Source organism: Rhodobacteraceae bacterium Araon29 (genome assembly GCA_039640505.1).
GTDB lineage: Bacteria > Pseudomonadota > Alphaproteobacteria > Rhodobacterales > Rhodobacteraceae > CABZJG01.
Genome location: CP046865.1, coordinates 306,214 through 330,888, shown reverse-complemented (window position 1 = coordinate 330,888; position 24,675 = coordinate 306,214). Strand labels below are relative to the sequence as shown.

The following is a 24,675-nucleotide window of genomic DNA, read 5'->3' as shown; positions in this document are numbered from 1 at the left end:
TCTTTAAAATCACTAAGTTTTTACCAGTTTACGGTGCTAAAAGTCCTCAATGCCTCCCTTGATTATATCTTCATTTTTTGTTGTGGCTGTCGCCCCATTATTACGTCGCCCTTTAGCTTTACCCCTTTGAGAGCCCTCTGTAGCGTCTAGCTTGAACAACGCTACGAGCGCTCTTAATTCTGGAGCCAAGTCTGAAACTGTTTGGGCAGTTTTTGCCAATTGGGACGAAGCTGACGCATTGCCCTGAATAGCGTCGTCAAGAGATTGCATCGCAGAATTTATCTGGTTGGCTCCGGTTGACTGTTCGCCAGACGCCGCGCTTATCCCTTGAACTAAATCACGCGTTTTTTCTATTTCCGGCAAAAGCTCACTAAGCATTTTATTTGTTGATTCAGATAACTCTTTGCCCTCTGCGGACGACAGCTGAATATCGCCAGCAGCTTGTTTACTTAATTCAGCAAGTTTTGAAACCTCTGAAGCAACAACTGCAAAACCTTTTCCATGCTCACCCGCACGCGCAGCTTCAACCGATGCGTTCAAGGCTAGTAATTCAATCTTGCGGGTTATTTCTTCAACAACCATTATTTTTTCAGCTATATCTTTCATTGACGTCGCAGTTTTTTCCATAGCTTGTGAGCAAGTTGCAGCATCCTCTGATAGACTATTCGCGCGTTGATCACTTTCACTTGCCGACTCTGCATTTTGCCTGATAGACGCAGCCATTTCTTGCATGGCGGAAGATGTTTCCTGCACCGAACTTGCCTGTTCTGTGGTGTTTTCCGAGACCAGAGACGTCGCTTGGCCTAACTCTTTGGCATAGCTCGTCAAGTTGAAGGAAAGATTATTTAGTTCCGTAACAATTTCTATTAGATCTCTTTGTAATTGCTTTACGGAAGCCATAACTGTTGAAATTTCATCTTTTCCTTGGTCGTCTATTTCTTGATTCAAGTCTCCATTTGCAATTGCTGTAATCGAAGTTGTAGCAATTTTTAGCCTGCTTCTAATGCTCAACGACAAGCGTATTCCAATTATCAGTGAGATTAACGCTACTATCGCAGAAACCACCAAAGTGTTTCTTAAAGCGTCCCTTTCAATTTTATCGGCTAAATCAACAGCTGCTTCTGTGATGGCTTCAACTTCAACTGTCAGCTCATGTAAATGATCGTTTATTTGATCTTGTGTGGTTTCAAGCAAATGTGCAAGTTCAACAAGATCTTCTGTCTGACCTTGGCCTTTGCCATGGATAGTATCCGCTTGCGCTGGCGCACCATGGCTAAGTTCTTTCGATGAGTGCCCGCTGTTATTTCCATCATGCTCTTGATGAGGCGTAGAGGAAAGGCCAACTTTTGCAGATGCTTCATGACCATTATTCGTTTCGAGACCGTCCGAATGGTCGGTCTGGTGAGAAGTGTGCTTTGTTGTTGACTGAGTATGATCCTGACCTGAATGGGTGGATAGATCATTTTTGCCGCTAACCGATTTTACCAATGCGACTAAGAATTGCTGTGTTAATATTTCAAATTCATTATGTTCATTTTCAATTTGCTCGGCCATTATAAGCATTTTTTCTGTTTGTTGCCTTTCTTCTTCAGACAACTCAACTTGATCATGTCCGTTATCGGTTTGGCCCGAGCGATACTCACCATCATAGATTCCAAGCCTTTTCCGTAAAATAGCCTCGACTGCATAAATTTCCTCGCTTGCTTTCAACCCATATTTGGTCATTCGCTTTATGTTATCTTTATAATAACCTTCCTGCCCAACCTCTAATTCAAAAGCACCCGTCATAAGATGAACTTCTTGCAAAAGCTGGTATTCGGTAATTTTTGCAGTGTGTTCAAGCAAAGGTATTTGGAAAGTATCTATATCTTGGATTTGTCTTCCAACTTTACCAAGGGAAAACGCACCCAATCCGCTAAGAAGCACAATCGAAAAGATAAGAAGAAATATTAGAAATAGGATCCTGACGAAGATTGAATAAAAATTTATCATTGAGTTCACCCTTTTTTCATTTTAACCGTGAGTCCGCCTACCGGCGGAAACACCAGATCATTTTCCAAACTCTGCTTGAGAAAAACACTAATCAGACTTCTCCAACTTGTAGGCGTTCAACATGGGAGAAGCTATTATGCTTTCCGGCGAAAGCTGCAGAAGTGTATGTTCGTCCTGCTCACTCACGCCCGAAAACAAGCCAGATACATCATCGCCCAAAATTGTAGATGCAGAAACAAAACTGTTCGTATCAAAAGAGCGAATACCGATCACTTCGTTGACACACAAAGCAAACTCAAATTGATGGTGATTAAGGACGAGATATTTGTTTCTTTCATCAATTATTAGCTTTTCACAGCCAAGAGACGAAGATATGTCAATGCATGCTATTACTTGACCTCTAAGATTTAATAGCCCTCTAACAAAATTATTGGTACTATGTAGCTGAGTAACATCGTACCCTTCTATAATTTCTATGACACTGCTAATTTCCACCACAAAATGGAAATCGTATATTCGCGCAAAAATAAATTCTTTTTGACTTTTCGAGATAATTTTTGACTGCTGATCTTCGAATACGTCGGTAGTATCAATCACGTCTTGACTGCTAAGGTTTAACTCCAAAGCAGTCCAAATTTTTTCTAAAAAAATAACAGACAGATTAGAATTCTTGTAACCAATGGTATTTTTTATATACCCGAAGGTTTTTGAATGCCCATCCTTAGCACCAATTTTTTTATCGGATGTAAATTGACTTGAAACCACATCAATATGTTTATCCATCGTAAAGCAGACTTCGATGTCTTCGATCATTACGCGTATTAAAGACATTCGTTCTTTGGGTATATTTTCGTCAACTGCTGAGAGGCTATTTGACAGCTGTTTACTTTCAAAAACGGGTATCAGTTTATTACGGTAAATAATTGACCCGATGCATGCCTTCAAATCTATGGGAAGTTCGCTTATTTCGCCAAAATCACGAATAACTTCCTGAACGTTTTGAATTGGGATACCAAACTGCATTCCATTTCTTGAGTAAGTAAATAATTCACCATAGTCCTGAGTTTGGCACTCTTTTAGGGTTCCATTGGCTGCAACATCTTCAGCATTTGGCAATTCTTCTTTGTCAGAGCTACTATCAAGTGCATCGACATTTTCAGATGTTTTATCTTTTACGGAAGTCGATTTCGTAACGCGTTTCTCAGTGGTGGGCTTAGCCGGTGATTTTGGTACATCTTCCTCATTTTTGGAAGTTTTCTTATCGATTGACCTATCGACATTCTCTGTTTCAGCGGTAGTTGAAGAAGAAATTCCAGTTTTAGTTTTAGAGCTTTTTTCCTGAGGATGAGTGTCTGCGATATCTTCTGGCTGAGCTATATCGCCAGCCTTTTCCTTTACCACTTGCAAAGGTGAGATATCTTTTAATTTCTTCCCCATTATTTTGGATTCCCTAAGTTTCTATGATGTTTTTCTCATTCTCTTTCCATGACAAATTCATTGAAATAAGTGCTCCGATAGCTCACTTCCAACATTGTGAATTAAGTTTTTTGCTTTCCCATCTAACTCAAACACTGAAACTCTGTTTATATTTGCCTCTGCGAACGCGACAGTTTGCGTGATTGGATTGGAAATCAAAGTTATGTTGTCTGCCTCTATTTGCTGTTTTGCGTGCAAATAAATAATCGACCTCGCGTTAACTGCATTTAAAATTGCAATTACTTTCGCATCAGAGGTAGGGAATTTCTCTGAAGCCATTTCATGTAGCTTTAGAATCCAGCCTAACCCAATAATGTCGTCTCTCGAGGGCCTGCACGGAACTAATATTACGTCAGCAATCGCCAAAGCAAAAAGCGGCGAGCTATTAAGGCTTCCTTGTAAGTCGATGCAAACAATATCACTATCCGTATTTGCAATAACGGACTCTATTTGTGTTTCCTCAGTGAGGTGGATTGCTGAGATCAGGGATAAATATTCGTCACTGCTTTCTATAATCCAATCATACGATGACTTCTGCGGGTCCACGTCCAACACCGTGACTCTCTTTCCGCATTTCGCAAAAAAAGCCGCTAAGTTTACGCACAAGGTAGATTTTCCAGTTCCACCTTTACTGCTCGCGAAAGTTATAACTTTTGTCAAAATGAATCCTAAAATGATTCGAATCCCTGATATCAAACGAATTTATTCTGATAAAATCAATCATTTTGATTTTTTTACAGGCGGTTTCTTACTTTTAAGAAGATGTTTTAATTGCGAATTTGCCCTAGAATTAATCCTCCGGCATTGCCGCCCAGTGTTTTAGGAAGACATGGTTGGGGCGGGAGCGAATGCGCGGCTATTAGGAAAGGGTCTTTAGACAGAATGTTGGGATTATGGTTCTAAAGATTACAAGAAAACGATTTATCTGTAGCCTCTTTGCTGCCAACAGATTTCTGTCTCATTTTCACTCCATGAAGATTACAATGAACCAGGAAGCCTCCTCGCTCAATTCAACAATGCTGTCCCAAAGGCTTTGATGACGGACAATGATAGGTTCTAGGGAACTTTCGAATGGATCATAGCGTCAAAGAGGTGTGCGATGTTTGTTGATGTCGGATCAGCCAGACTATTTTTTGACGTGGTTGGTGAAGGCCTTGATGCTGCCAGCCCTGATATGGCACAGCGCCCAACCTTGATCTTGTTGCATGGTCAACTTTAGCCCCTCGTTATCCCAAAACCTCCTCCAGATCACGGGAAACTGGACGGTTACGCTCTTTCAAGAAAAGGTTCAGTGACGTTTTAATGTCCGTTTTCCCATTTGTTTTCTTGATGTGACTTAGGCTCGTCACATTTGCACCACGCCTGTCCCTTTGGTTCGTATGATGAAACTTCAAGTTTTCCTAGGGCTTCTAACCAAAGTCTAGGGCGGCCGACACAGCTATCCTCTTAAAGTGGTTCTTGGAGGAGCGGGCCGGATTACTTGGCCCGAATTAGTTTTAGGGGAGGATTTTCCATGGTCGCATTCAACGCTTGGACATCTCAGCAATGTAGCGTTTCAAGGTCGGTTGCGGCAAAGCTCGTATTCCACTTATTCGTTATGTTGATTGCCGGTTTCTTTGGTGGCCCGCATCGAATTATTATTCGTGGTGGCTGGCTCGAACTTTGGCCGATCCCGCCCTTGACCTTGGCCTTCCATAAACACGCGAACTTTGGCGGATTACACATACCGGACCAATCATTAACGGTATGCTCTCAATGCTGATCGTCGCATTGGCGCCCTTGCTACGTTTCGGAGTAAAGCAATCGAAGTGGCTCTACTTCAGCACGCTCATTATGCTTTATCAGAAACTTGCCGGGTACTCCCTCGCGCCATTTGGCACGGGCCGAGGCCTTCAGCCTGAAGGCAACTTGGCAAACGTTCTTTTTTACAGCTTTTTCTGCGTGGCTGCGAGTGCAGAATTTTTTGGTGCGTGCATCTGCATTTGTGCAGCTTGGACCGCAGCGCGGCGCGCATAGACCCAACCGAAATAAGGATACAAAACATGACCACAAGAACAACCGAGGTGGATTACCTTGTGATCGGAGGCGGCGCCATGGGGACCGCTTTCGTCGACACGGTACTTACAGGTGATAAGAAAGCTACCTTTGCCATCGTCGATCGAAAAGACTGTTTGGCCGGGCATTGGAACGATTCATATGACTTTGTAAAGCTGCACCAGCCCGCCCTATTTTACGGCGTAAATTCCCGGAAACTAGGGAACGGTACGACAGACCTTTCCTCCAAGAGTGAGATCCTTGAGTATTATGCCAAGATCTTGGAAGATTTTCACCAAAGCGGCCGTGTTGAGTTTCTTGGAGAGCACGAATATCTGGGCGAAAATAGAGCCAAATCTCTGACAGATGAGAACGCATCGGTCGAATTCATAGTCAAACGACGCGTTGTGAATGCCACCTTTATGGGGGTAGAAGTTCCCTCCACCCACGCCCCGAAATTCGACGTATCAGACGACGTGCCTTTCGTGCCGTTGAATAGTCTGACCGATGAAATTGGAAAATGGAAGAATTACTGCGTTCTAGGATGTGGTAAGACCGGAATGGATGCGATCCAATACCTCTTGAATCGAGGTGTGCCTGCCAGCGAAATTCATTGGGTTATATCGAATGACATCTGGTGTTTTGAACGCGCAGAGATTCAAGTTGGCAAGGTCATGGATGCTATTCTAGATCACTGTCACTCGATCATCGAGGCAAAAACGCCACCTGAGATTTTCACCACTTTGGAAATGAGAGGCGGGATTCTACGTGTTAACCAAGACGCGACCCCCACAAAATGGAAATGCCCAACGGTTAGTTTGGAAGAGATCAACCTCATGAAGCAGATCACGAACACCATTCGCAATGGACGGGTCAAATCTATTTCTGCAGTGGGTATCGAATTTGCAGATGAAACCCTGATAATGCCAGAGGACACATTATTTGTGAATTGCACAGCGGACGGGCTTGCGAAACGAGCTGCTGTTCCGTTATTTGAAAAGGGCAAAGTTAACCTTCAGCCAATATTTTTCTGCCAACAGGTCTTTAGTGCGGCTACAATTGGCGCACTTGAACTGTGCAATACAACAGATGAAAAACGAAACAGGATCACGCCAGTTCCTCATCCAGAAGTGGAGGCGGATTGGCCGCACGTCCTGAGCAACTCAGTGGATAACGCTCTGAAACTACAGCTTTTCATTCCAATCTGGCTTCGCCGGTCGCGACTGTTCTATCTGTCACATGAACCCCTCCACAAATACGTGATTTACGCGATTCAGGCTTTCCTCGTTTCTGGTCGCTTGCGACGTGCAGCCAATCGGTTGTCTGCCTAGACGTGTTGTTCCCATCCCCAACAGGGTAAAGCCTGCTGGTCGATCGGAAATGATCGCATTTGCTTCAGACATGATCTAGTTAAAGAGTTCCTAAAAGGTCGGAATATCATGGAAAGGACCTGCAACCATCCCGCAGGACCACGCGCCTGCATCCATTTCACCACTCTGCATAATCTTTGGAAGACACCCGCTATCCGGTCAATGATGTCTTCAAAAGTGATGGCATCATCCAATTCTTTTTCCTTGCAAATAATTTCTTCCACAGCTGAATTATTCAAGACTCGCTCAGTATTCTTCAGTGGTTGCATCACAAGGCGCGCATCCAGTTCATATGCAGCGATGATAGAATCCCTTACATTTTGGTGAACTGGTACTTCTTGGGTGACAAGAAAAGGGCTGCCCAAGTTCATCCCCTGCGCTCCCGTCGTGAGAGAGGAGACCAACAAAAATCCATCTACTTATCATCCAGAGGAGATAAGTGGAATTTCGGGCTTATCCGCTGCACGCGATAGCAAAATCATATTCGGGACGTCTTCCTCACCCGAGTGGCCACCACATTCAAATCCATTCACAGCGACGGCGTGGCACCTAATTTCTTACGCCTTGAGCGCATATCTCACGGAGGTGCATTTGTGGATCACCTTGATCCCGGCGTCTTTCAAATGCGGCATGACTTGAGATGGGTTCCGCCCTGCGGTTCGGACGGCCTTAACGCCACCGTCGATAATCGCTTTGACGATTGTAGGATAGTCAGGTGCATTCACAGTCAGCAAGAATGTTAGGTTCAAACCACAGGGCTTATCCGTCATGTCTTTGCAACGCGCAATTTCATCGGCGAGCGCCTCAGGTGTCTTGAGCGAAAATGCGGTAATCATGCCTAGGCCACCTGCATTGGACACGACGGACGCAAGCTTGGCAAAAGCGATCATGTGCATTCCTCCTTGTAAAATCGGGTGTTTGATACCAAGCATATCTGTGATTGCGGTTTTCATATTTTCATCCTTAAAGGTCAGTCTAAGGTCAGGCCCCTTCCGAGCAGTTCAACGGATGGGATACGTTTATGCAGCCCGCCACTCTTTATCGAAAAGGTTTCCAATGGGCCGCTCTCCGAGGAATGCAGCGAGAAACAGGTTTATCGGAAGGGCAGATTAATCGCTCAGAAGTCCCGCATATTTCTTACGCAGGTCCTGTTTCGGAATTTTTCCTGTCGCATTGCGGACCATGTCCTCTACAACGATCACTCGATCAGGAATTTGCCATTTTGCAACTTTATCCGTGAAGTATGTTAGAATGTCCGCTTCGTCTGGAGACGCGTCCTCTGCGGCTTTCACCAACAACACCGGACGCTCGTCCCATTGCGGGTGCGGCACGCCAATTGCAGCGGCATCTGAGACATCTGGATGGGATACGGCAATCCCTTCCAGCTCGACAGAAGAAATCCATTCTCCACCTGATTTAATGACATCCTTGGCTCGGTCACAAATCGTCATGAAACCGTCCTGGTCAATGGTTGCAATGTCGCCTGTGTCAAACCAACCATTTTCCAGTGCCGATTGTTCTTGCCCAAAATAGTGATCGACGATCCAGTGACCACGGATCTGCAATGCGCCTTGCTTTTGTGGATCAGTAATGACGAAACCATCATCATCTACGAGCTGTAGTTGCACACCATAAGGAGGACGTCCCTGATGGGTACGTAATGTCGCCATCTGTTCCTTACTCAGGTTTTCGTGCTTTTTCAGCGGTTGGTTAATTGTGCCAATTGGGCTTGTCTCTGTCATACCCCAACCGTGGATCACATCGACGCCGTACTGATCCCGGAAAATGGCCATCATAGACGGGGGACACGCGGCACCGCCGACAATCGTGCGATTCAAAGCCCCCACTCCCTTGTCAGAAGCTGCCAAAGAGCTAAGCAAACCAGCCCAAATGGTCGGCACACCCGCGGCGAAAGAGACCGCTTGGTCATGAATAATTTCAAGCAGGCTGTCCCCATCCAGTTTGAAACCAGGCAGCACCAGCTTGGCGCCCGTAATAGCAGATGCATAAGGCAGACCCCACGCATTTACGTGGAACATAGGCACAACGACCAGCATGGAATCTCGTGCGCTAATTGAGCAGGAATCCGGAGCGATGACAGTCAACGAATGCAGGACTGTGGAACGGTGTGTGTACTGAACGCCTTTTGGATTGCCAGTGGTCCCGGACGTGTAACAAAGACTAGATGGATGCCGCTCATCCAGATCGGGCCATACGTAACCCTCGTAGCCCGTCTTGATCAGTTCGTCGTAAAACATCAGCCCAGGCACGGCTGCTGCCTGCTCTTCATTTTTTGGCCCCATCAAAACGAAATACTTCACGTTGGGCATTTTGACATGCAGTTTTGCGATCAGTGGGAGAAAGGGTGCTTCGAAAAATACAACTTCGTCCTCGGCATGGTTCACTATATAAATCAGCTGTTCTGGAAACAATCGGGGATTAATTGTGTGGCAAACAAACCCGGCACCGGATATCCCGAAATATAGCTCGAGATGGCGCATGTTGTTCATGGCGATCGTGGCAACCCTTTGACCCGACGTAACGCCCAATTTTGTTAGAGCACTCGCGATCTGGCCGGACCGCAGCTCCACAGTTTTCCAATTCGACGTTTGCACGGAACCATCAAGTTCCGCACTGACCACTTCGGTTTCCGGGTGGTATTGAGCAGCATGTTTGATCAGCGAACTGATCGTGAGCGGCATATCCATCATTGATCCGGACATGGTTCCTCCGTTTACTTTGACGATTAGCTGACGAAGCTAAAGCTCTTCGGATCGAGGGATTTTGATGATGAGGTAAGCGACGATCCAAAGCAGCAACACAGCGGCAATCACCGCCGGAATATAGGCGACAGCACCGGCCAAATTCCCTGGCCCAGCATCCGTTGCTCCAAATGAGAGCCCACGGTTGGGCGCCCACAGAGCTGCGACATAGAAAATAGTATTCCCCCAGATGACGATGATCGTTCCGGTAACAACTTTCTGTGCAGCACGAGACTGCAACGCCAAAAACGGCAAGACTGCAGCAAAAAGCAGTGACATCATACCATTGGTGATCGCGCCCACATGGGCAGAGCGCCAGGCACGAGGCTCAGCGGCCATCGTATAATCGAAAGTGATCGGTATCGGTGAAAATCCGACTTCACCATTGATCGCAAAGCCAAGCCCAAACCCACACAACAATCCAACAAAGATCACCATCAAACCATGCCGAATCAAACGACGGGTTTGCGATATATTTCGTGCATTTTTCATACTTTTCCTCCCAAAGTATTCCACCCACATGCAATTTCTAAAGAAAGCTCAGGGAACACACCCTAAACTAAAGTTGAGTGGTCGCAAAAATGAGTTAGTCTATCCAAAGTTTGGGAGGCGGTGCGTAGAGGTGCACCGAGGGGAAAATGAAAAACTTGGATACCGAGCATGCTTTAGTTGCTACAAAGCTTTACCCACCACAGGGTGTCGCTTCTGAAGTTAGGCGCCACGCACTTGCAAGCGAAACGAAAATAACAATACCGAAATCAATGTGCCTCGTTGCTTCCGCAGGGTCGGGCAAATCAACATTTATGCGCCAACTATTTGAACACCGCTCTAAAGAAGGGTGCGTGTGCTCCTGGCTCAACCTTGATGAGAGGGACAATGACGCGGCGCGGCTTATGCCTTATTTGATAGATGCGCTGGCTAGAGTTTCTAACAACTTAGATGCAACAGCTCAAATTCCGTTAGACTTTAGCGATCAAAATACTCTTGCGCAGGCCTTCTCTGCATTAGAAATGCTCGTTATAAAAATTGAAGTCAAAAGTATATTGTTTATCGATGACTTTCATTTCATTCAAAACCCCGAACTTTTGCAACACTTCAATCATTTACTTGATGCATGCAAAGCACATTTAAGCGTGATAATAGGGACGAGAGAACTTCCTGAAATTCAACTTCCTCGACGTATATTATCAGGTCAGTTTTCGGCTGTGCCAGATGACTTTCTAAGATTTACAACTCTGGAAACCGAACAGTTTTTCCAGGGCCGCGATGATCTGAGCTTGGATGCAGAAGAACTAGCCAATCTAAGCAGAACAACCGAGGGCTGGATCGCAGGCCTACAGTTTGCAGCGATTTCTCTGAAATGCCAGCCAGAAAATCGCACCGACATCCTGTCGCTTGAACCAAACGGCATTATGCACCTGGGCGAATATCTGGCCACCAATGTGTTCCAGAGCCAAACAGAGCAAACCCAAAAATTTCTGTTAACCACAGCTATGCTAAACAACTTCAACGCCTCGCTTTGCAACTATATGACTGGATTAGACAACGCGGCGGATATTCTCGAAGATCTGGTAGAGAAGAACTTGTTTATTATTCGCCTCAAAGAAGGTGAAGGTTGGTACAGATACCATCATCTGTTTGGCGAACACTTACGCCAGCTCTGTCACTCTCGAAATCCAAGTGAACAGCAAGATATGTCTATAAGGGCGGCAGAATGGTGCATTGAAAATAGTCTGCCTGACGAAGCAATCTATTACTTTCTTCAATCCGAGCATTTTGATGCCGCTGCCGACCTGATCTCTAAATTGGTTCTTCCACGGGCACGTGACCATGGTGATTTTGGCACGGTTCTCCGCTGGATCGGCTCGTTGTCTGAAGAGTACCGTCAATATCATCCTTCAATGATACTGGCACATAGCCTAGCACTGGGTTTCACGCGAGGTACAACAGAAGGGCGTACCTTGTTGTCTGGCTTAAGAGCTAAGTTAGTTGCATCGGAACCCAATTGGTTACTGACCAAACAAGAGCTGTCGGATAGTAAATGCTTTGCAGACGTAGTTGAATTGCTTCTGCTCGCTGCCGAAGAAAAACAAAATGAAATCATTCACCACTCGGAAGATTGGATCCGGACATGGCCGGACGCCTCTCTTGTGAATATTGCGATTGTGAAGCAAGTAATTGCTTACTCGCATGTGGCAAATAATAGATTTAAGCAAGCTCATTCAACTGCCACTGAAGGTCGCCAAATCTCACTACGCGCCAGCTCACCATATGTGACGATTTGGTCGGACTGCATTAGTGCAATGTCATACATAGCTATGGGTGATCCGAATTCAGCTGAAGCTTTCGTCGATCGTGCAACAGAAGATGTCGCTGAGCAAATGGTCGAACACTCCCTGCTGAAGTTGATGACTCCACTGCTTTCAGCCCAAGTCGCATACGAACGTGGTGAACTAGAAACGGCATTTTCAAAACTGTCTCTAGGTTCTGGTTTCGCCACTTCTTTCGGGCCAATTGAGCCATTGCTGATCGCTTATCGGCTACAAGCTCAGTCTTTGCGCCATCGAGGCCTGATCCATGATGGCATACGCCTGTTGGAGAAGGGTCACAGGGTCGGCGTCGCAAACGACCTGCCTCGTCTTGCAATTTCGATGCTAGCTGACATCATTAGTTTTTGCATCGAAGCTGGAGATACAAAGAAAGCCAAACAAATTTGTGATCATTGGGGGCTATTGGATCGCTCGTGGATTCGTAAGTTTGGCACTGAAAATGCGATGCAGCTGAATTGTTTAAGACGCATTGAGATCGAAATGAGTGTTGCTTTTGGAGACTATGAAAAGGCATTGCTGCTATGTCGTTCACATTTACAGGAACTCAAACAACGTGGGCGTCCCCGCTCAGTTATTCGGGTGGGAATACTAAAAGCAGTTGCTTTAATGGCGACCGGTGAGGAGCAAAAAAGCTTTAGGGAACTGAGTGCAACCATCCGGCTCGCACGCCCAAACCAGATCGCTTCGGCTTTCATTGAGCTGAAGCATTATTGTCTACCTATTCTGAACAAAATCATAGAAATCCGCAGATCTGAAGGGGGCGAAGACACCCCGTTTGACACGCCAGAAGGCTGGATTCTCGCGGTTTTGCAGGGGAATACTCAAATAGAAACCAAGCACGAAGCGATGGGCTTGATACCTGTAAAGCCGATGAAAGCCGACAATCAAATTTCAGAAACCCTAACGGCACGTGAAGTTGACACGCTCGCGTTGGCCGCCAAGGGCCTCTCCAATGCGGAAATTGCTACCCATCTCATTGTAACCGTAGCGACCGTTAAATGGCACTTACACAACACCTTCCAGAAGCTTGGTGTTCGTAACCGGATCAATGCTATCTCTAAATCACGTGAGTTGGGCCTTCTGCCAGAATAAATGGCTAATGCAATATAATCAGATCAGTCCTCATCATGCATTGGGCATGAGACCACCCGTCCGAGAAACCTTATTAGAGAAAACCAAAATTAGCGGCACTAAAAGAAGGGGCTAGACACCCAGATAAATTGCAAAAGCCGATGGGCGAAACCTGATTGAATTTACACAGTAATCATTAATTGAGGTAATAAGAATTGATAATGACCGGATTGCTCATCTCGACTTCATATAAAAGGTACAAGAATGGTGGGCGTATTTCACAAAAACAGGATACTTAAATGGGGCGTTGTTGCATGGATTAGGCGACCAGTGTTAACACGTGCATTTTAGTAAATTTCTCTTGTCGCCGAAAGAGGTCGAAATCAGAAAATATAAGGAATACTTAAAATAGATGATACGCCCGCTTTACACTAACGGCCCAGAGCTGACCCTGAAGATTAGCGCAACAGGTACATTGCAGCATCCGCAAAGCGGACATTTCATCAATTCAGAAATGACGTCCTCCCGCATTTCTTCAGAACGACCTCTGTAGGCGTTAATAATGATGCTCATGAAGGGGTCCTTATGCGCTCAGATATGCAATTTTAATCGAATCACTGCCCCCGGTCTGGCCGTGACTAGACCCGGAAGTCACGATAACCGGCCTATCAGGTTGGATCATGCTATGCGGCGCGAGTTTCGGCGGAATTCGGCCTTCGCGACTGGACGTGAACTCCTCGAGACTGGTGCTGACAACAGCTGTGACGCCCCAGACAAGGCTCAGTGGGCGTGCAATTATCTCTGAAGGGCAAACAGCAAGGATTGGTATGCTGTGGCGACTCTTTGAAACGCGTATCGCTGTTGCTCCAGTTTCTGTGTAAGTGGTAATGCAGCAAGCATTACGTAGTTCAGCAAGAACACCTGCTGCACTGGCAATGGAACTGGAATCGTTTGGGGCGTCGATGTGGCCAATGTTGATGGCGCGCTTGTTGATGTTCGAAGCATGTTCGGTTGCCTCTGCGATGGATGCCATAGCTGCGACTGCTTCAACAGGATATTCGCCTGCGGCGCTTTCTGCAGACAACATCACAGCATCGGCTCTTTGCGTAACAGCGTTCGCAACGTCCGAGGTTTCAGCGCGTGTAGGGATCGGAGCGGAAATCATACTTTCCAGCATCTGGGTCGCCACAATGACCGGTTTCCCAACGGTCCGAGCCTTCGCAACCAGATCGCTTTGGATCGCTGGCAATTCGTGCCAGGCACACTCAACACCAAGATCACCACGCGCCACCATGATGGCATCAGTCTCGTTTAGAATGCTTTCAATGTTCTCTACAGCGACGGGTTTTTCAATCTTGGCAACAATCTTGGCCTTCAGGCCAATCAAATCGCGCAATTCCAGAATATCCTTGGCTTGCTGCACAAATGACATTGCCACCCAATCAACACCAAGGTCTAGCGCAAACCGCAGGTCAGCACGATCTTTGTCCGTGATCGGGCTGACGTTCAGGGTCGTATCGGGGAAATTCACCCCCTTGCGATCACGCAGAACGGCATTGTTGAGCACCTCAGCGGATATCGTATTTTCATTAGCCTCCAATACGCGCAGTTGAATGCGACCATCATCAATGAGGATCATGTGGCCGGGGGCGACGGTTGCAAAGACTTCCGGATGTGGCATCGGAATATCTGCTACATTGGTGGATGGCTTGCTGACAAACCGCACCGTGTCGCCAACAGAAACAGTCCTTTCCCCACCGGGCACGACGCCAATCCTAAGCTTGGGACCTTGAAGATCGGCCAAAATGGCAATCGGTTGCACGCGGTTTGCTTCAACTGACCGAATGACTGCATGAACTAGGGCATGCTGATCATGCGTGCCATGACTGAAATTCATGCGAAAGACATTGGCACCTGCATCGACCAAGGCTGTGATGGTCTTTTCGGTATTGGAGGCAGGCCCGAGAGTGGCGACAATTTTTGTCTGACGGTGGCGTTTGTGCATATTCATGAGTTTAGCTTTCAAGCGTGTTTAAGAATGATCGTGACGTCCATCACATCTGTTCCAGTAGGACCTGTAATGATCAGGTCAGCCTGCTTTTCAGAAGGTCACCGGATTTCAACAAGATTGGGTAGCCCACCATCGAAAACGCTGTATTCACTTGCTTGAGTCCGCGCAATGTTTCCTGATGAATGCTACTAGTTTCGATGCTTTCGACCAAGCCTTCGCGAAGACGGCCGATATGGCTGCGCTGCAATTTCTGTTCGACCTTGCGCACCTTTTCTTTAGCCGCCACCAACTCGCGCGCCTCGGCGGGATTTTGATTCATCATTACGTTCAGTGCCAGTTGCACATTGCCTTGAACACGATCGGAAAAATCACTAATTTCCAACTTTCCTTGCGGCGAAAACTGAAGGTCTTGCGCGTGAAGGCGATGCGCCAGTTCCAACAGATTCCGATCAATTACATCAGACGCGGAATAGAGGCTGGCAGAGATCGATGCAAGCTCCATTGACCGGCTACCCAGTTCTTCATCGAGTCCCTTTTGACCCAGCCGAGCGAGGTAGAGTTTCACTTCGAGGTGCATCTCTTTGATGGTGTCATCCTGATCGCGGATCACTTTCGCAGCTGCGTCATTCCACGTCTCATAGAGCGGCTCGATCGCAATAAGCATGTGTTCGATTTTCTGCCCCATACCGAGCAGTTCACGGGCAGCGCAGTCCAACCCGCGCTGGGGTTTTTCTAATGCGGCAGGGTCGAGGGCTGTGACCATGGGCAGTGCCCTTTCATCCAACGGCCTGTCCGGCATCAAACGCGCCAGTATCTTGATCAATGCCCCAGTGAACGGCAATGCCACGATGGCCAGCACCAGATTAAACGCAAGGTGAAGATTGATGGACTGACGCGCGGCCGTCGCCCCAAGTTGATCCAAAATATTGGGAACCGTGGAAACCATCAATGTCGCCATGATCGCACCACCACCGCGCAATGCGAGGTTAGCCACGACCATGCGGCGCGAAGATAGCGGCGCGGACAGCGTCAGAACATAAGCAATAAACACCCCTCCCAAATTTGCGCCAAGGATCATTGCCGCCGCCGCTGGAACAGGCAAAATAGCTTGGGCAGCAAGAGTGACGAACAGCAACACAGCAGCAACACTTGAATGCACGAGCCATGCGAAAACGGCACCAAGGACGAAGGCCGTCAAAAGGTCCCGTCCCAGATACGCCATGATCGTTTCTGTTGCAGGATTGGCGACCATCGGTCCCGTTGCAGCGCGTATCATGTCGAGTGATACAAAAATCAGCGCCAACCCGATCAGAATACGGCCAATCTGACGAGCACTGCCGTCTGCGCGCAAAAAGACCGCAACGCCGACCAGCAGCAACAACGGGATCAGGACAGTTTGACGCACCATCAACAACTGAGTGACAACCGCAGACCCCACGTCTGCGCCCAGCAGAATCGCCAGACCCGCAGCTGCCGCCAGCCCGCCTTTACCGACGAAATTAGAAACCAGAACAGCCACTGCGGTTGAACTTTGCAAGAACACGGCCGCCCCCATCCCAGTCCCCGCAGCCAGCAGCCGGTTCTTGGAAGAATGACGCAACCAGAACCGCAAAGGTGCTGCAAACCCGCGCTCCACGCCGGTCCGCACCAGCCGCACAGCCCATATTAGCAGCGCAGCAGCACCTGCTATGTTAAGCAAGAAATGAATGAGGTGTGGTTCTTCCAAATGATAAGACTTTCTTTGTGGGGCGGACCAGAGATGAGCCAATTTTTGAATTTGATACTATTGTTTTACGGACGAACGCTAAACCTTCTAGAATCTTCGTGAGCATCCAACAATCGAGTAACTAGATGTCTAATCCGCCACGGCTTCTGCCGTTTGAGGTGCGAACAGACCAATGTTGTAGCCTTCCAATTTTGCGTACGGCGACGCCAGATCATCAAAATTCAAAATTGTGCCCGTACCAGGTGTGACAGGTAAAATCTTGTCTTGTGTAAAGCCGAGGAGGGCAACCATCGCCGCACGAATGACCCCGCTGTGAACGACCGCAAGAACATCTCCATCGGCTTTTTTTAACCAGTCACGCAGGGCGCCAGAAACGCGGCCTTTGAATTGCTGCCACGATTCACCGCCATCCGGATGAAACGTTCCAGCGCGCCATGCCCAATAATCGTCGGGATATTCGGTGATTAAATCCGGTTTTCGCCGCCCCGTCCACACGCCCATATTCAACTCGCGTAGGCGCGCGTCCGCCGGAGCATTTGCGTGCCCGATCAGGGCAACAGTTTCCCGGCAACGCCCTAAATCTGACGACACCACTTGTTTGGGATTCAGCGACGCCAACATGGGCTTGAATCCAAGCGCCTGCTGGATACCGCGCGGTGAAAGCGGTGCGTTATCATGGCCCTGAAGGCGTTGTTCGGCATTCCAGATTGTCTCGCCGTGACGCATCAAGATGAGCCTCATAGGGCGACCCTCCGGCCTTCGTCATCGAACACAGCATCAGGATCGCGCAGGAAACACAGATCAATTTCGGCTCCAGGTTCCGCACGGAAATATCCGTCGACGATGGCGGTGACGCGCAGTTCCCCGATTAGGCAGGCGACCATAGACTGCCCAGCAATCGGTGCGGATTCAGCATAGATCGCTTTGACAGTCGGTCGCCCTTCCCGTGCCCCAACAGTAATGTCTTGAGCGCGATACAGCAGTTGCGCGCTTCCACGACCCAGTGCGATGTTGGTCGGCGCAAGATCAACACCGTTGAAGGAAAAAGTATCACCGTTGCGGGTTACCGGTACTAGATTACCTGCAGGTGTGCCCAAAAATGTTGCGACAAAGGTCGTCTGCGGCTTGAGCAGTAACTCGTCAGGTGGCCCGAATTGTTCGACCCGTCCATCGCGCAGCACCGCGACATGGGTGGCCATGGTCATCGCTTCGACCTGATCGTGGGTCACATAAACCGACGTGGCCTTGGTGCCGCGGTGGATACGCATCAATTCACTGCGCATATCAACGCGGAGTTTAGCATCAAGGTTGGACAGTGGTTCGTCCAGCAACAAGATACCGGGGCGTGGCCCTATGGTGCGCGCAATCGCCACGCGCTGTTGTTGACCACCCGAGATTTCCGCGGGATAGCGTTCGCGGAGCGCCTCGATATCAAGAAATTTCAGCACTTCTCTGATCCGCTCTTCCCGTTTCTGTTTGGACCAACCCGCCACCTTCAGGGGCCAGTCGATATTACCTTCAACGGTCTTGTGCGGCCACAGAGCGTAGCTTTGGAACACCAGCCCTGCATCACGGGCGGCAGCATTAGTTTCCACGCCAGATGCGCCGCTAGATACGACCTTCCCCCCAAAAGAAATCTGCCCCTCGGTCGGTGGTTCCAGCCCCGCTAGCATCCGCAGCAAAGTTGATTTGCCACATCCCGATGGCCCAACCAGCACAAGAAATGATCCGGGTGGAACGCTGATGTTGATATCGTCCACGGCGGTTTTGTCACCAAATCGTTTCGTCAGATTTTCGATCACGATTGCGGGTGTAGCGTCAGTTTGTCGATGCGCGTTCATGATGTTTTCCATCCCTGTATTCTGTTTTGCAAAAGGTAGACCAGCGCCGAGGCGATCAGACAGATCACGAGAATGATCAACGTGATAGCATTGGCAAATTGCATGAAGCCGAGGCCGGCATAGTTGAAGGCCATCATACTCAAAACCGGTGTGGTAGAGCTGAACAACAGCACAACGAGCGACAGGTCGCGCACGATCTTGATGAAGACAAGAATACCCCCCGCAAGAATGCCACGCACGGCCAGTGGCAGCACGATCTCAGCCATGCGCCGGATCGGTCCAGCTCCGGTCATCCGTGCGCTTTCTTCGATATCGCTGGAAATCTGGCTTAGAACCGCACGGCCCGATTGCACGGCATAAGGCATCAAGTTCGCGGTGGCCGCTAACACCAGCAACGTAAACGTGCCATAAAGCGCCGGAATTGGGCCAAGCGACGTTCCGTACATCGCGATATAGGCAGCGGCCATGGCGATGCTCGGAATGAACAAGGGCAGAAAGGCAAGCTGGCTGAGAAGGTTGCCAAGGAGCGTCGCCTTATAGCGAACGATGGTGTGGGCGATGATCAACCCAACGAGCATGGTTGTAGCTGCCACAGTTAAACCAAGGCGGATCGTGGTGTAGATCGAACCCATCAGGATCGGATCACGGAAAATACCAGCCTGACCTTGCGCTAGTTCTGTTCCGGCAGGACCGATCCAGAAGTGCAAAGTCCAATTTGAAAACAGCCCCGAAGATTGCTGCGCCATACTAGATGCGAACAACACGAGTACAGGAATGACAGTCGTTATCATGCCAAGGCCGACTGCTAGGAAAAACAACGGCCAGCGCCATTTTCCAAGTGCGAACCGCTTTGTGCGCGCGCCCTTTCCGGTCACCGTGGTAAAGGCCTTGCGCCCTGAAACCAGCCGATCACTGAAAAACAGCAGTGCAGCAGCGGCAAGGATCAGGATCAATGCCAGCACGTAGCCACGTTCGATATTACCAGTCTGCACCATACCGTAAATACGAGTGGACAATGTCTGCATCCGCACCGGCGCGCCCAGCAATGCGGGGGCTGCGAAGTTAGACACGGCCCCTGCAAACGTTAGCATACCACCAGCCACAAGGGCTGGGGTTACGACGGGCAGAATAATTCCGAACAGTATGCGCGATTTCTTGGCACCCGCCATCTCGGCGGACTCAACCAGATCAGCACTCACCGAGCTAAGCGCAGCAGCGATCATGGTGTACGCCAAAGAATAGTAGTGTGCGACAAGTACGATCAGCGTTGGTAGTAATCCCCACGCAAGCCAATCTGGGATGTTCATCCCGTTGGCCGCAAAATAGCCGGGTTGTCCGCCCAGGCGATCATTGCGAAACAGCGTCCCCCACGCCAAAGCGGCTGCAAAGCTGGGTATCATGAACGGCAATGTCGAAAGGATGCCCAGAAACCGCCGAAACGGAACGTCCGTCAGCACCACCAACCAGGCCAGAAACCCGCCCAATAGTAGACAACCTGTTGCGACGCAAGCGCCAAGGATCATGGTGTTAGTGATCGGCTTCCAGAGCAGGTTACGCGATAACCCGCTGGCGGTCACATCTTGCCACGCCATCAATCCATCGGGTGTAAGGGAAATTTGCACGATCCGCAGCAATGGCACGATCACCAGAATTGCGGTAACGATAACCATAACAAGCGGCACAAAATTATGCGATTGGAGCAGTCGTGCGACTCCCCCCCGCTGGCGGATTAATTCTGACATTTTACAAGTCCTTTGAGGCGGTTTAGGTGTCCGGACCAGGCCGGACACCTGTCTTTGCGCAGTTACTGGAGCATGATGATGAGATCGAGGACGCGCGCACGGGCGGCACCCGTCGCAGCAGGATCCATAGTCCACAGATTCAGATCGCTAAGCGGCACCGCATCCGGGTGATCTTCAATCGTGCGACGTGCAGCATAATCACCCTGTACATAGAATGGCTCGAAGCCCGGACCACCTGTCGGCGTGTCGTCGCCCATCATAAAGTCTATCAGCAAGCGCGCAGCGGCAGGATTTGGGGCATTTTTGGCGATCGTTAGAACCGCCGGAAACAAGATACCTGCCGACGGCACAGTCTCGTTCGAGATTTGCAACGCCCAGCCTTCCTCGGCATTATTACGTGCCGCAGAATATGTGGTCCAGCCTACGGACGGGTCCGATGCATCGATGTCACCAACTGCAGAGCGCAAGGTTGAACTACTGCTAACCATCACCAGATCATTGTTGAACAGATCGCGGATGAATTGTTCGCCTGCTCCCTCAAGGTCGTCATCGACCGTGATTGGGGTGCCGAATTGCGCCTCATACGCTTTGGCCATCTCGTTGCTGCGCAGTGCAATCTCGGTCAGAAGGTCAAGAGCTTCACCGCGCTGGCTCGGGTCTTCGATCAGGACCTTGCCGCGCCAGTCATCAGTCGTCAGTTGCCACAAGTTTGCGATTGGTGAACCATCGGGATAGGCCGCTTCGTTATACATCAGCGCCCGGGTCGACAAACGATGCGTCATAAGATCAGCTTGTAGTTGCGGGGGTACGTCACCTACAATGCGTGGCGGAACATATTTTGTAACCATACCCTCGGGCAGTAAATCGCGAAGAACCACGGGGGCCTCGGACAAATACAGCACGTCGACAGCAAAAATGCCTGCCCGCTGTTCCGCCTCAAGCCGTGCAATTTGGCGCGTCGAGTTAATATCGAGCCCAATCAGGTCGATGCCCGGGTACTTTTCTTCAAAAGCCGTTTCGATCCGCGCGATCCGGCTGGACAAAGAAAACACGGTGATGCTGCCTTCAGTCTTAGCAACCTCGTACAGCTCAAATGGAGTCATCGTATCGAGATCTTGCGCCATAGCGGGCGCTGTTGTCATAAGCATGGCACCTAGCAAGACACCAGTAATGGAATGTTTCAATTTTTCCTCCTCAAGGTTTATCGAAGCCGTCAAAAAGTGACGACAGTTTCTCCAGAGCCCCGATGGTCTTCTCCTCATGACGCGCGGCCAAGGTCAATAAAATAGCACTAACGATAACCAACGGCACTGTCGGGGTCTGGAATTCATCACCCGAACGCCCGCGTGGCGCTGCAAGTGTTAGGTCCGGTTCGGGGGTCATGATGAGACCCGCCAAATCAGAAACAAGAATGGACGTGGCCCCGGTATTGCGGACATGCTGCATCGTCGGCGCGTAAGTGGACGGTTGCTTACGAAACGCGAGGACGACAACAACATCTTTATCGCTCATTCCGACCATGCGTTCCGCCACATCGCGTCCACGTCCAGAAAGCAAGACAGTCGTCATGCCGAACCGGTCCAACCGTCGGGACAGGAAATGAGATAAGGACTGTGCGTGACCCTGTGCAAAGATGAAAACCTTTCTGGCTGCAAAAATTGCGTCGGCCGCCTGATCAATCGCAGGCTGCAAGATCAGGCTATCGAGGTTTTGCAGAGCCGCAACCTCGGATGCGATCAGGCTGGTGAGGTGATTTCCCTTTGCATCAGAATCAACGGTGCGACGCATGCGAAGCGCTGCATCCTGCGCGTTCAGCATATCCTCCTGGAGAACTTTACGCAGCTCTGGAAAGCCTTTGTACCCAAGTTTTTGCGCTAACCGCGTTGGAGCTGCACCGTGAACATCGATATGCTCAGCCAGCTGTGGGCCCGAAAGGAAAACCAACTCTTCCCGCCTATCCAACAGGGCAGCAACCATTTTTTGGTCAGTTGCGGTCATGCGGTCAGCGGACTGTGTAAGGCGAGCAAGAAAATCTGATGACATAGAATGATTCCTTTCTTTCTATAATAGTAAAGAATTTTTCTTTTCTGTCAAGTGTGTTTCACTGAGCTGTAAGGTGCGGTTACCTGTGGGACATTTCGCCTATTGATTATAGCTTTTCTCTGAGTGCTTCGTAAGGCGTTTTTCCATTGTGGGCGCCGTGTGGCCTGTGGAAGTTGTAAAACCTTTCCCATTCACCCAATCTTGCTTCGAGATCGACGTCGCCTTTGTAACTGAGAAGCTGGTAGAATTCCTGCTGGTCAGATCTGTGTGAACGCTCGACTTTCCCGTTTAACTGGGGTGTTGCCCGTCGGATGTAGGCGTTGCGTATTCCCAGATCCTCGACATGCCAGTGGAATTTTGCTTGGAATTCATGGCCGTTATCCGTCCTGATCTCGCGGATCCGAAATGGGAACTTCTCGATAATGTGGTTCACGAAGTCTATGGCGTTGGCCTGCGTGTGCTTTTCATAGACTTTCAGAGCACGCACACGTGTAGCATCATCGATTGCGGTGCATTGGAAGCGGCGAACCTTCTCTCCCTGTTTGCCTTTGAAAGTCAGGAACTTGACGTCCATCTGGATGTGGTGCCCTGAAACCTGTTTCTGATAGCGCTTTGTGTGTAACTTTCGAGTGCGGGTGCCACGCGGAAGGCGGTTCAGGCCATGGCGGCGCAAAATGCGTGAGACGGTTGCATCAGATATTTTAATGTCGTGATAACGCTCAAGATACCAAACGATCCGCATGGGACCGAGGTGGTATTTGCGACGAAGATATATCACCTTTTCCTCGCGTTCCGGAGGCGTTCTGTTTGCGTGCCATTTGGGGATAGGAGGAGCATTGACCAGTCCAGCTTCGCCGCGCTCAGCGTAAGCCTGTCGCCAGCGGTAGAAGCTGGAACGACATATGCCGAAATACCGGCAGGCTTTGGCAACATGCCCAATCTCTTCAGCGTACCGCAGTATGCGCAATTTGCGTTCAATCTCGCGTTGATCCTTGTTCATGAACATCTCCTTCTTCCCAAAACTGGGAGGTTAAAGGAAATGTCCCGCGAGTAACGGCATATCTACATGGCACACACGCCGTGCTGCTGAACTGGCTATCTTCGAATATATCAATGGCTTTTATAACCCATGCCACAGACATTCTGCATTAGGCTGGAAAAGCCCCTTGGCTTTCGAACGGATAGCCGCTTAAGTGAGAACTCGGAGCGGCACTAAAGCGGGACAGGTCCATCGATGGGTAGGTGCGATCACTTTCCGCAATGAAGAGGTAGAAGAAACGGGCCTAGGGGCCGGTGTTCTAAACGATCCTGTTGAAAGCGTCGTCTGGTTGGCCCGCCGTATGGCCCAATACGGGCAAAGCATTGAACCCGGTCAAATCATTTTGTCCGGTAGTTTTATTCGACCGGTTGAATGCCCGTCGGGGTCAAAGATTTCTGCTGATTTTGGCTCCTTCGGGTCCGTTGATATCAGCTTTGCCTAAGAGGGTCTCCTATGCCAGTGCCACATAATCCATTCAAGGCTGCGATCACAAAGGGGCAACTGCAACTGGGATGTTGGTTAGGGTTGGCTGATCCTTACATCGCTGAGATCAGTGCCGGTGCCGGATTTGATTGGCTGTTGATCGACGGCGAACACGCGCCTAACGATCTGCGATCTATTACGGCTCAGCTTCAGGTCATCGGCGCGCGTGGCAGCCATGCCATGGTGCGGCCTCCGATAGGCGAAACTTGGATCATCAAACAGTTGCTAGATGCTGGTGCTCAATCACTTCTGATCCCGATGGTCGAAAGCGGCGCGCAGGCCCAAGAATTGGTCGATGCAGTGACATATCCGCCGCATGGGGTGCGCGGTGTCGGATCTGCACTGGCCCGCGCCTCAGATTTTGCTGCAATTGGCGACTACTTGACGACCGCACGGGAAGAAATCTGCTTGTTGGCACAAGTTGAGAACCAAAAGGGCATGGCGGCACTGGATGATATTCTGGCAGTCGACGGTTTGGACGGTGTATTCATCGGTCCGTCTGATCTGGCAGCTGACATGGGCTTCATTGGCAAACCAGGGCAAATCGAGGTTAAGACCGCCGTGTTAGAGGCTACGAAGCGGATCGTTGAGGGGGGAAAGGCGGCAGGCATCTTAACTCTTGATCAGGAACTACAAGCCCAATGTCGTGATTTGGGAGCGACTTTTATCGCAACCGAAATCGATGTTACGCTTTTTGCTAAAAACATGCGGGCTTCGGCGGCAGACGCAGCGAAGCGGTTCAAGTAAAATTCAAA

General features: G+C 49.3%; 16 protein-coding genes and 2 pseudogenes. 4 read left to right on the top strand and 14 right to left on the bottom strand.

Annotation, left to right across the window (positions count from 1 at the left end):
• Positions 1 to 36: 36 nt before the first annotated feature.
• The 3 genes from GN278_01465 to GN278_01455 all read right to left on the bottom strand — a co-directional run bounded on the left by GN278_01465 (position 37) and on the right by GN278_01455 (position 4,170).
• Entirely contained in the window at positions 37 to 1,992 is a 1,956-nt protein-coding gene (locus GN278_01465; GenBank protein XAT59607.1) for a HAMP domain-containing protein, read from the bottom strand.
• 87 nt (positions 1,993 to 2,079) lie between these two features.
• Positions 2,080 to 3,429, bottom strand: coding sequence for a hypothetical protein (locus tag GN278_01460; GenBank protein XAT59606.1), 1,350 nt, complete (start codon positions 3,427 to 3,429; stop codon positions 2,080 to 2,082).
• Positions 3,430 to 3,486: 57 nt separating this feature from the next.
• Complete coding sequence (locus GN278_01455) at positions 3,487 to 4,170, bottom strand: AAA family ATPase (GenBank protein ID XAT59605.1); 684 nt, start codon at positions 4,168 to 4,170, stop codon at positions 3,487 to 3,489.
• Between the two features lie 1,340 nt (positions 4,171 to 5,510).
• Between GN278_01455 and GN278_01450 the strand changes: the two genes are divergently transcribed.
• Entirely contained in the window at positions 5,511 to 6,833 is a 1,323-nt protein-coding gene (locus tag GN278_01450) for an NAD(P)/FAD-dependent oxidoreductase (protein XAT59604.1), read from the top strand.
• 90 nt (positions 6,834 to 6,923) lie between these two features.
• Here GN278_01450 and GN278_01445 read toward each other — a convergent pair.
• From GN278_01445 to GN278_01435, 3 genes and pseudogenes are all read right to left on the bottom strand, one after another.
• Positions 6,924 to 7,825 (bottom strand): annotated as a pseudogene (locus GN278_01445) (nitronate monooxygenase).
• 156 nt (positions 7,826 to 7,981) lie between these two features.
• The gene (locus GN278_01440; protein ID XAT59603.1) at positions 7,982 to 9,595 is read right to left on the bottom strand and encodes a long-chain-fatty-acid--CoA ligase; all 1,614 of its coding nucleotides are present in this window, start codon (positions 9,593 to 9,595) and stop codon (positions 7,982 to 7,984) included.
• Between the two features lie 36 nt (positions 9,596 to 9,631).
• Positions 9,632 to 10,126: a hypothetical protein gene (locus GN278_01435; protein XAT59602.1), complete on the bottom strand. Its 495-nt coding sequence runs from the start codon at positions 10,124 to 10,126 to the stop codon at positions 9,632 to 9,634.
• A 146-nt stretch (positions 10,127 to 10,272) separates the two neighbouring features.
• Here GN278_01435 and GN278_01430 point away from each other — a divergent pair, with 146 nt between their 5' ends.
• Complete coding sequence (locus GN278_01430) at positions 10,273 to 13,056, top strand: hypothetical protein (GenBank protein XAT59601.1); 2,784 nt, start codon at positions 10,273 to 10,275, stop codon at positions 13,054 to 13,056.
• 562 nt (positions 13,057 to 13,618) lie between these two features.
• Here the strand turns inward: GN278_01430 and pyk are convergent.
• From pyk to GN278_01390, 8 genes are all read right to left on the bottom strand, one after another.
• Complete coding sequence (gene pyk / locus GN278_01425) at positions 13,619 to 15,046, bottom strand: pyruvate kinase (GenBank protein XAT59600.1); 1,428 nt, start codon at positions 15,044 to 15,046, stop codon at positions 13,619 to 13,621.
• Between the two features lie 73 nt (positions 15,047 to 15,119).
• Positions 15,120 to 16,772, bottom strand: a complete 1,653-nt coding sequence (locus GN278_01420; GenBank protein ID XAT59599.1) for a Na/Pi cotransporter family protein — start codon at positions 16,770 to 16,772, stop codon at positions 15,120 to 15,122.
• 129 nt (positions 16,773 to 16,901) lie between these two features.
• Positions 16,902 to 17,513 (bottom strand): histidine phosphatase family protein, encoded by a 612-nt coding sequence (locus GN278_01415; GenBank protein XAT59598.1) that lies wholly within the window; start codon positions 17,511 to 17,513, stop codon positions 16,902 to 16,904.
• Positions 17,510 to 18,613 (bottom strand): ATP-binding cassette domain-containing protein, encoded by a 1,104-nt coding sequence (locus GN278_01410; GenBank protein XAT59597.1) that lies wholly within the window; start codon positions 18,611 to 18,613, stop codon positions 17,510 to 17,512. The genes GN278_01415 and GN278_01410 overlap by 4 nt, the downstream gene beginning before the upstream one ends.
• Positions 18,610 to 20,355 carry an ABC transporter permease subunit gene (locus tag GN278_01405; protein XAT59596.1) on the bottom strand — a complete coding sequence of 582 codons (1,746 nt, stop codon included), beginning with the start codon at positions 20,353 to 20,355 and terminating at the stop codon, positions 18,610 to 18,612. Before GN278_01405 ends, GN278_01410 begins: the two co-directional genes overlap by 4 nt.
• 62 nt (positions 20,356 to 20,417) lie before the next feature.
• Positions 20,418 to 21,503: an ABC transporter substrate-binding protein gene (locus GN278_01400; GenBank protein XAT62488.1), complete on the bottom strand. Its 1,086-nt coding sequence runs from the start codon at positions 21,501 to 21,503 to the stop codon at positions 20,418 to 20,420.
• Positions 21,504 to 21,549: 46 nt separating this feature from the next.
• A complete protein-coding gene (locus tag GN278_01395) occupies positions 21,550 to 22,398 on the bottom strand; it encodes a MurR/RpiR family transcriptional regulator (protein ID XAT59595.1) in 849 nt (282 codons plus the stop codon).
• 106 nt (positions 22,399 to 22,504) lie between these two features.
• Positions 22,505 to 23,398, bottom strand: coding sequence for an IS481 family transposase (locus GN278_01390; protein XAT59594.1), 894 nt, complete (start codon positions 23,396 to 23,398; stop codon positions 22,505 to 22,507).
• Between the two features lie 232 nt (positions 23,399 to 23,630).
• Between GN278_01390 and GN278_01385 the strand changes: the two are divergent.
• Together GN278_01385 and GN278_01380 are read left to right on the top strand one after the other, a co-directional pair.
• Positions 23,631 to 23,879: pseudogene (locus GN278_01385) on the top strand (2-oxo-hepta-3-ene-1,7-dioic acid hydratase).
• Between the two features lie 11 nt (positions 23,880 to 23,890).
• Positions 23,891 to 24,667, top strand: a complete 777-nt coding sequence (locus GN278_01380) for a 2-keto-3-deoxy-L-rhamnonate aldolase (GenBank protein ID XAT59593.1) — start codon at positions 23,891 to 23,893, stop codon at positions 24,665 to 24,667.
• Positions 24,668 to 24,675: the final 8 nt, after the last annotated feature.

What these genes read in the sequence shown, in the direction of transcription:
- GN278_01465 (XAT59607.1), bottom strand. Translation starts at nt 1,992, where the DNA reads ATGATAAATTTTTATTCAATCTTCGTCAGGATCCTATTTCTAATATTT.
- GN278_01460 (XAT59606.1), bottom strand. Translation starts at nt 3,429, where the DNA reads ATGGGGAAGAAATTAAAAGATATCTCACCTTTGCAAGTGGTAAAGGAA.
- GN278_01450 (XAT59604.1), top strand. Translation starts at nt 5,511, where the DNA reads ATGACCACAAGAACAACCGAGGTGGATTACCTTGTGATCGGAGGCGGC.
- GN278_01440 (XAT59603.1), bottom strand. Translation starts at nt 9,595, where the DNA reads ATGTCCGGATCAATGATGGATATGCCGCTCACGATCAGTTCGCTGATC.
- GN278_01435 (XAT59602.1), bottom strand. Translation starts at nt 10,126, where the DNA reads ATGAAAAATGCACGAAATATATCGCAAACCCGTCGTTTGATTCGGCAT.
- GN278_01430 (XAT59601.1), top strand. Translation starts at nt 10,273, where the DNA reads ATGAAAAACTTGGATACCGAGCATGCTTTAGTTGCTACAAAGCTTTAC.
- pyk (XAT59600.1), bottom strand. Translation starts at nt 15,046, where the DNA reads ATGAATATGCACAAACGCCACCGTCAGACAAAAATTGTCGCCACTCTC.
- GN278_01415 (XAT59598.1), bottom strand. Translation starts at nt 17,513, where the DNA reads ATGAGGCTCATCTTGATGCGTCACGGCGAGACAATCTGGAATGCCGAA.
- GN278_01410 (XAT59597.1), bottom strand. Translation starts at nt 18,613, where the DNA reads ATGAACGCGCATCGACAAACTGACGCTACACCCGCAATCGTGATCGAA.
- GN278_01405 (XAT59596.1), bottom strand. Translation starts at nt 20,355, where the DNA reads ATGTCAGAATTAATCCGCCAGCGGGGGGGAGTCGCACGACTGCTCCAA.
- GN278_01400 (XAT62488.1), bottom strand. Translation starts at nt 21,503, where the DNA reads ATGCTTATGACAACAGCGCCCGCTATGGCGCAAGATCTCGATACGATG.
- GN278_01395 (XAT59595.1), bottom strand. Translation starts at nt 22,398, where the DNA reads ATGTCATCAGATTTTCTTGCTCGCCTTACACAGTCCGCTGACCGCATG.
- GN278_01390 (XAT59594.1), bottom strand. Translation starts at nt 23,398, where the DNA reads ATGAACAAGGATCAACGCGAGATTGAACGCAAATTGCGCATACTGCGG.
- GN278_01380 (XAT59593.1), top strand. Translation starts at nt 23,891, where the DNA reads ATGCCAGTGCCACATAATCCATTCAAGGCTGCGATCACAAAGGGGCAA.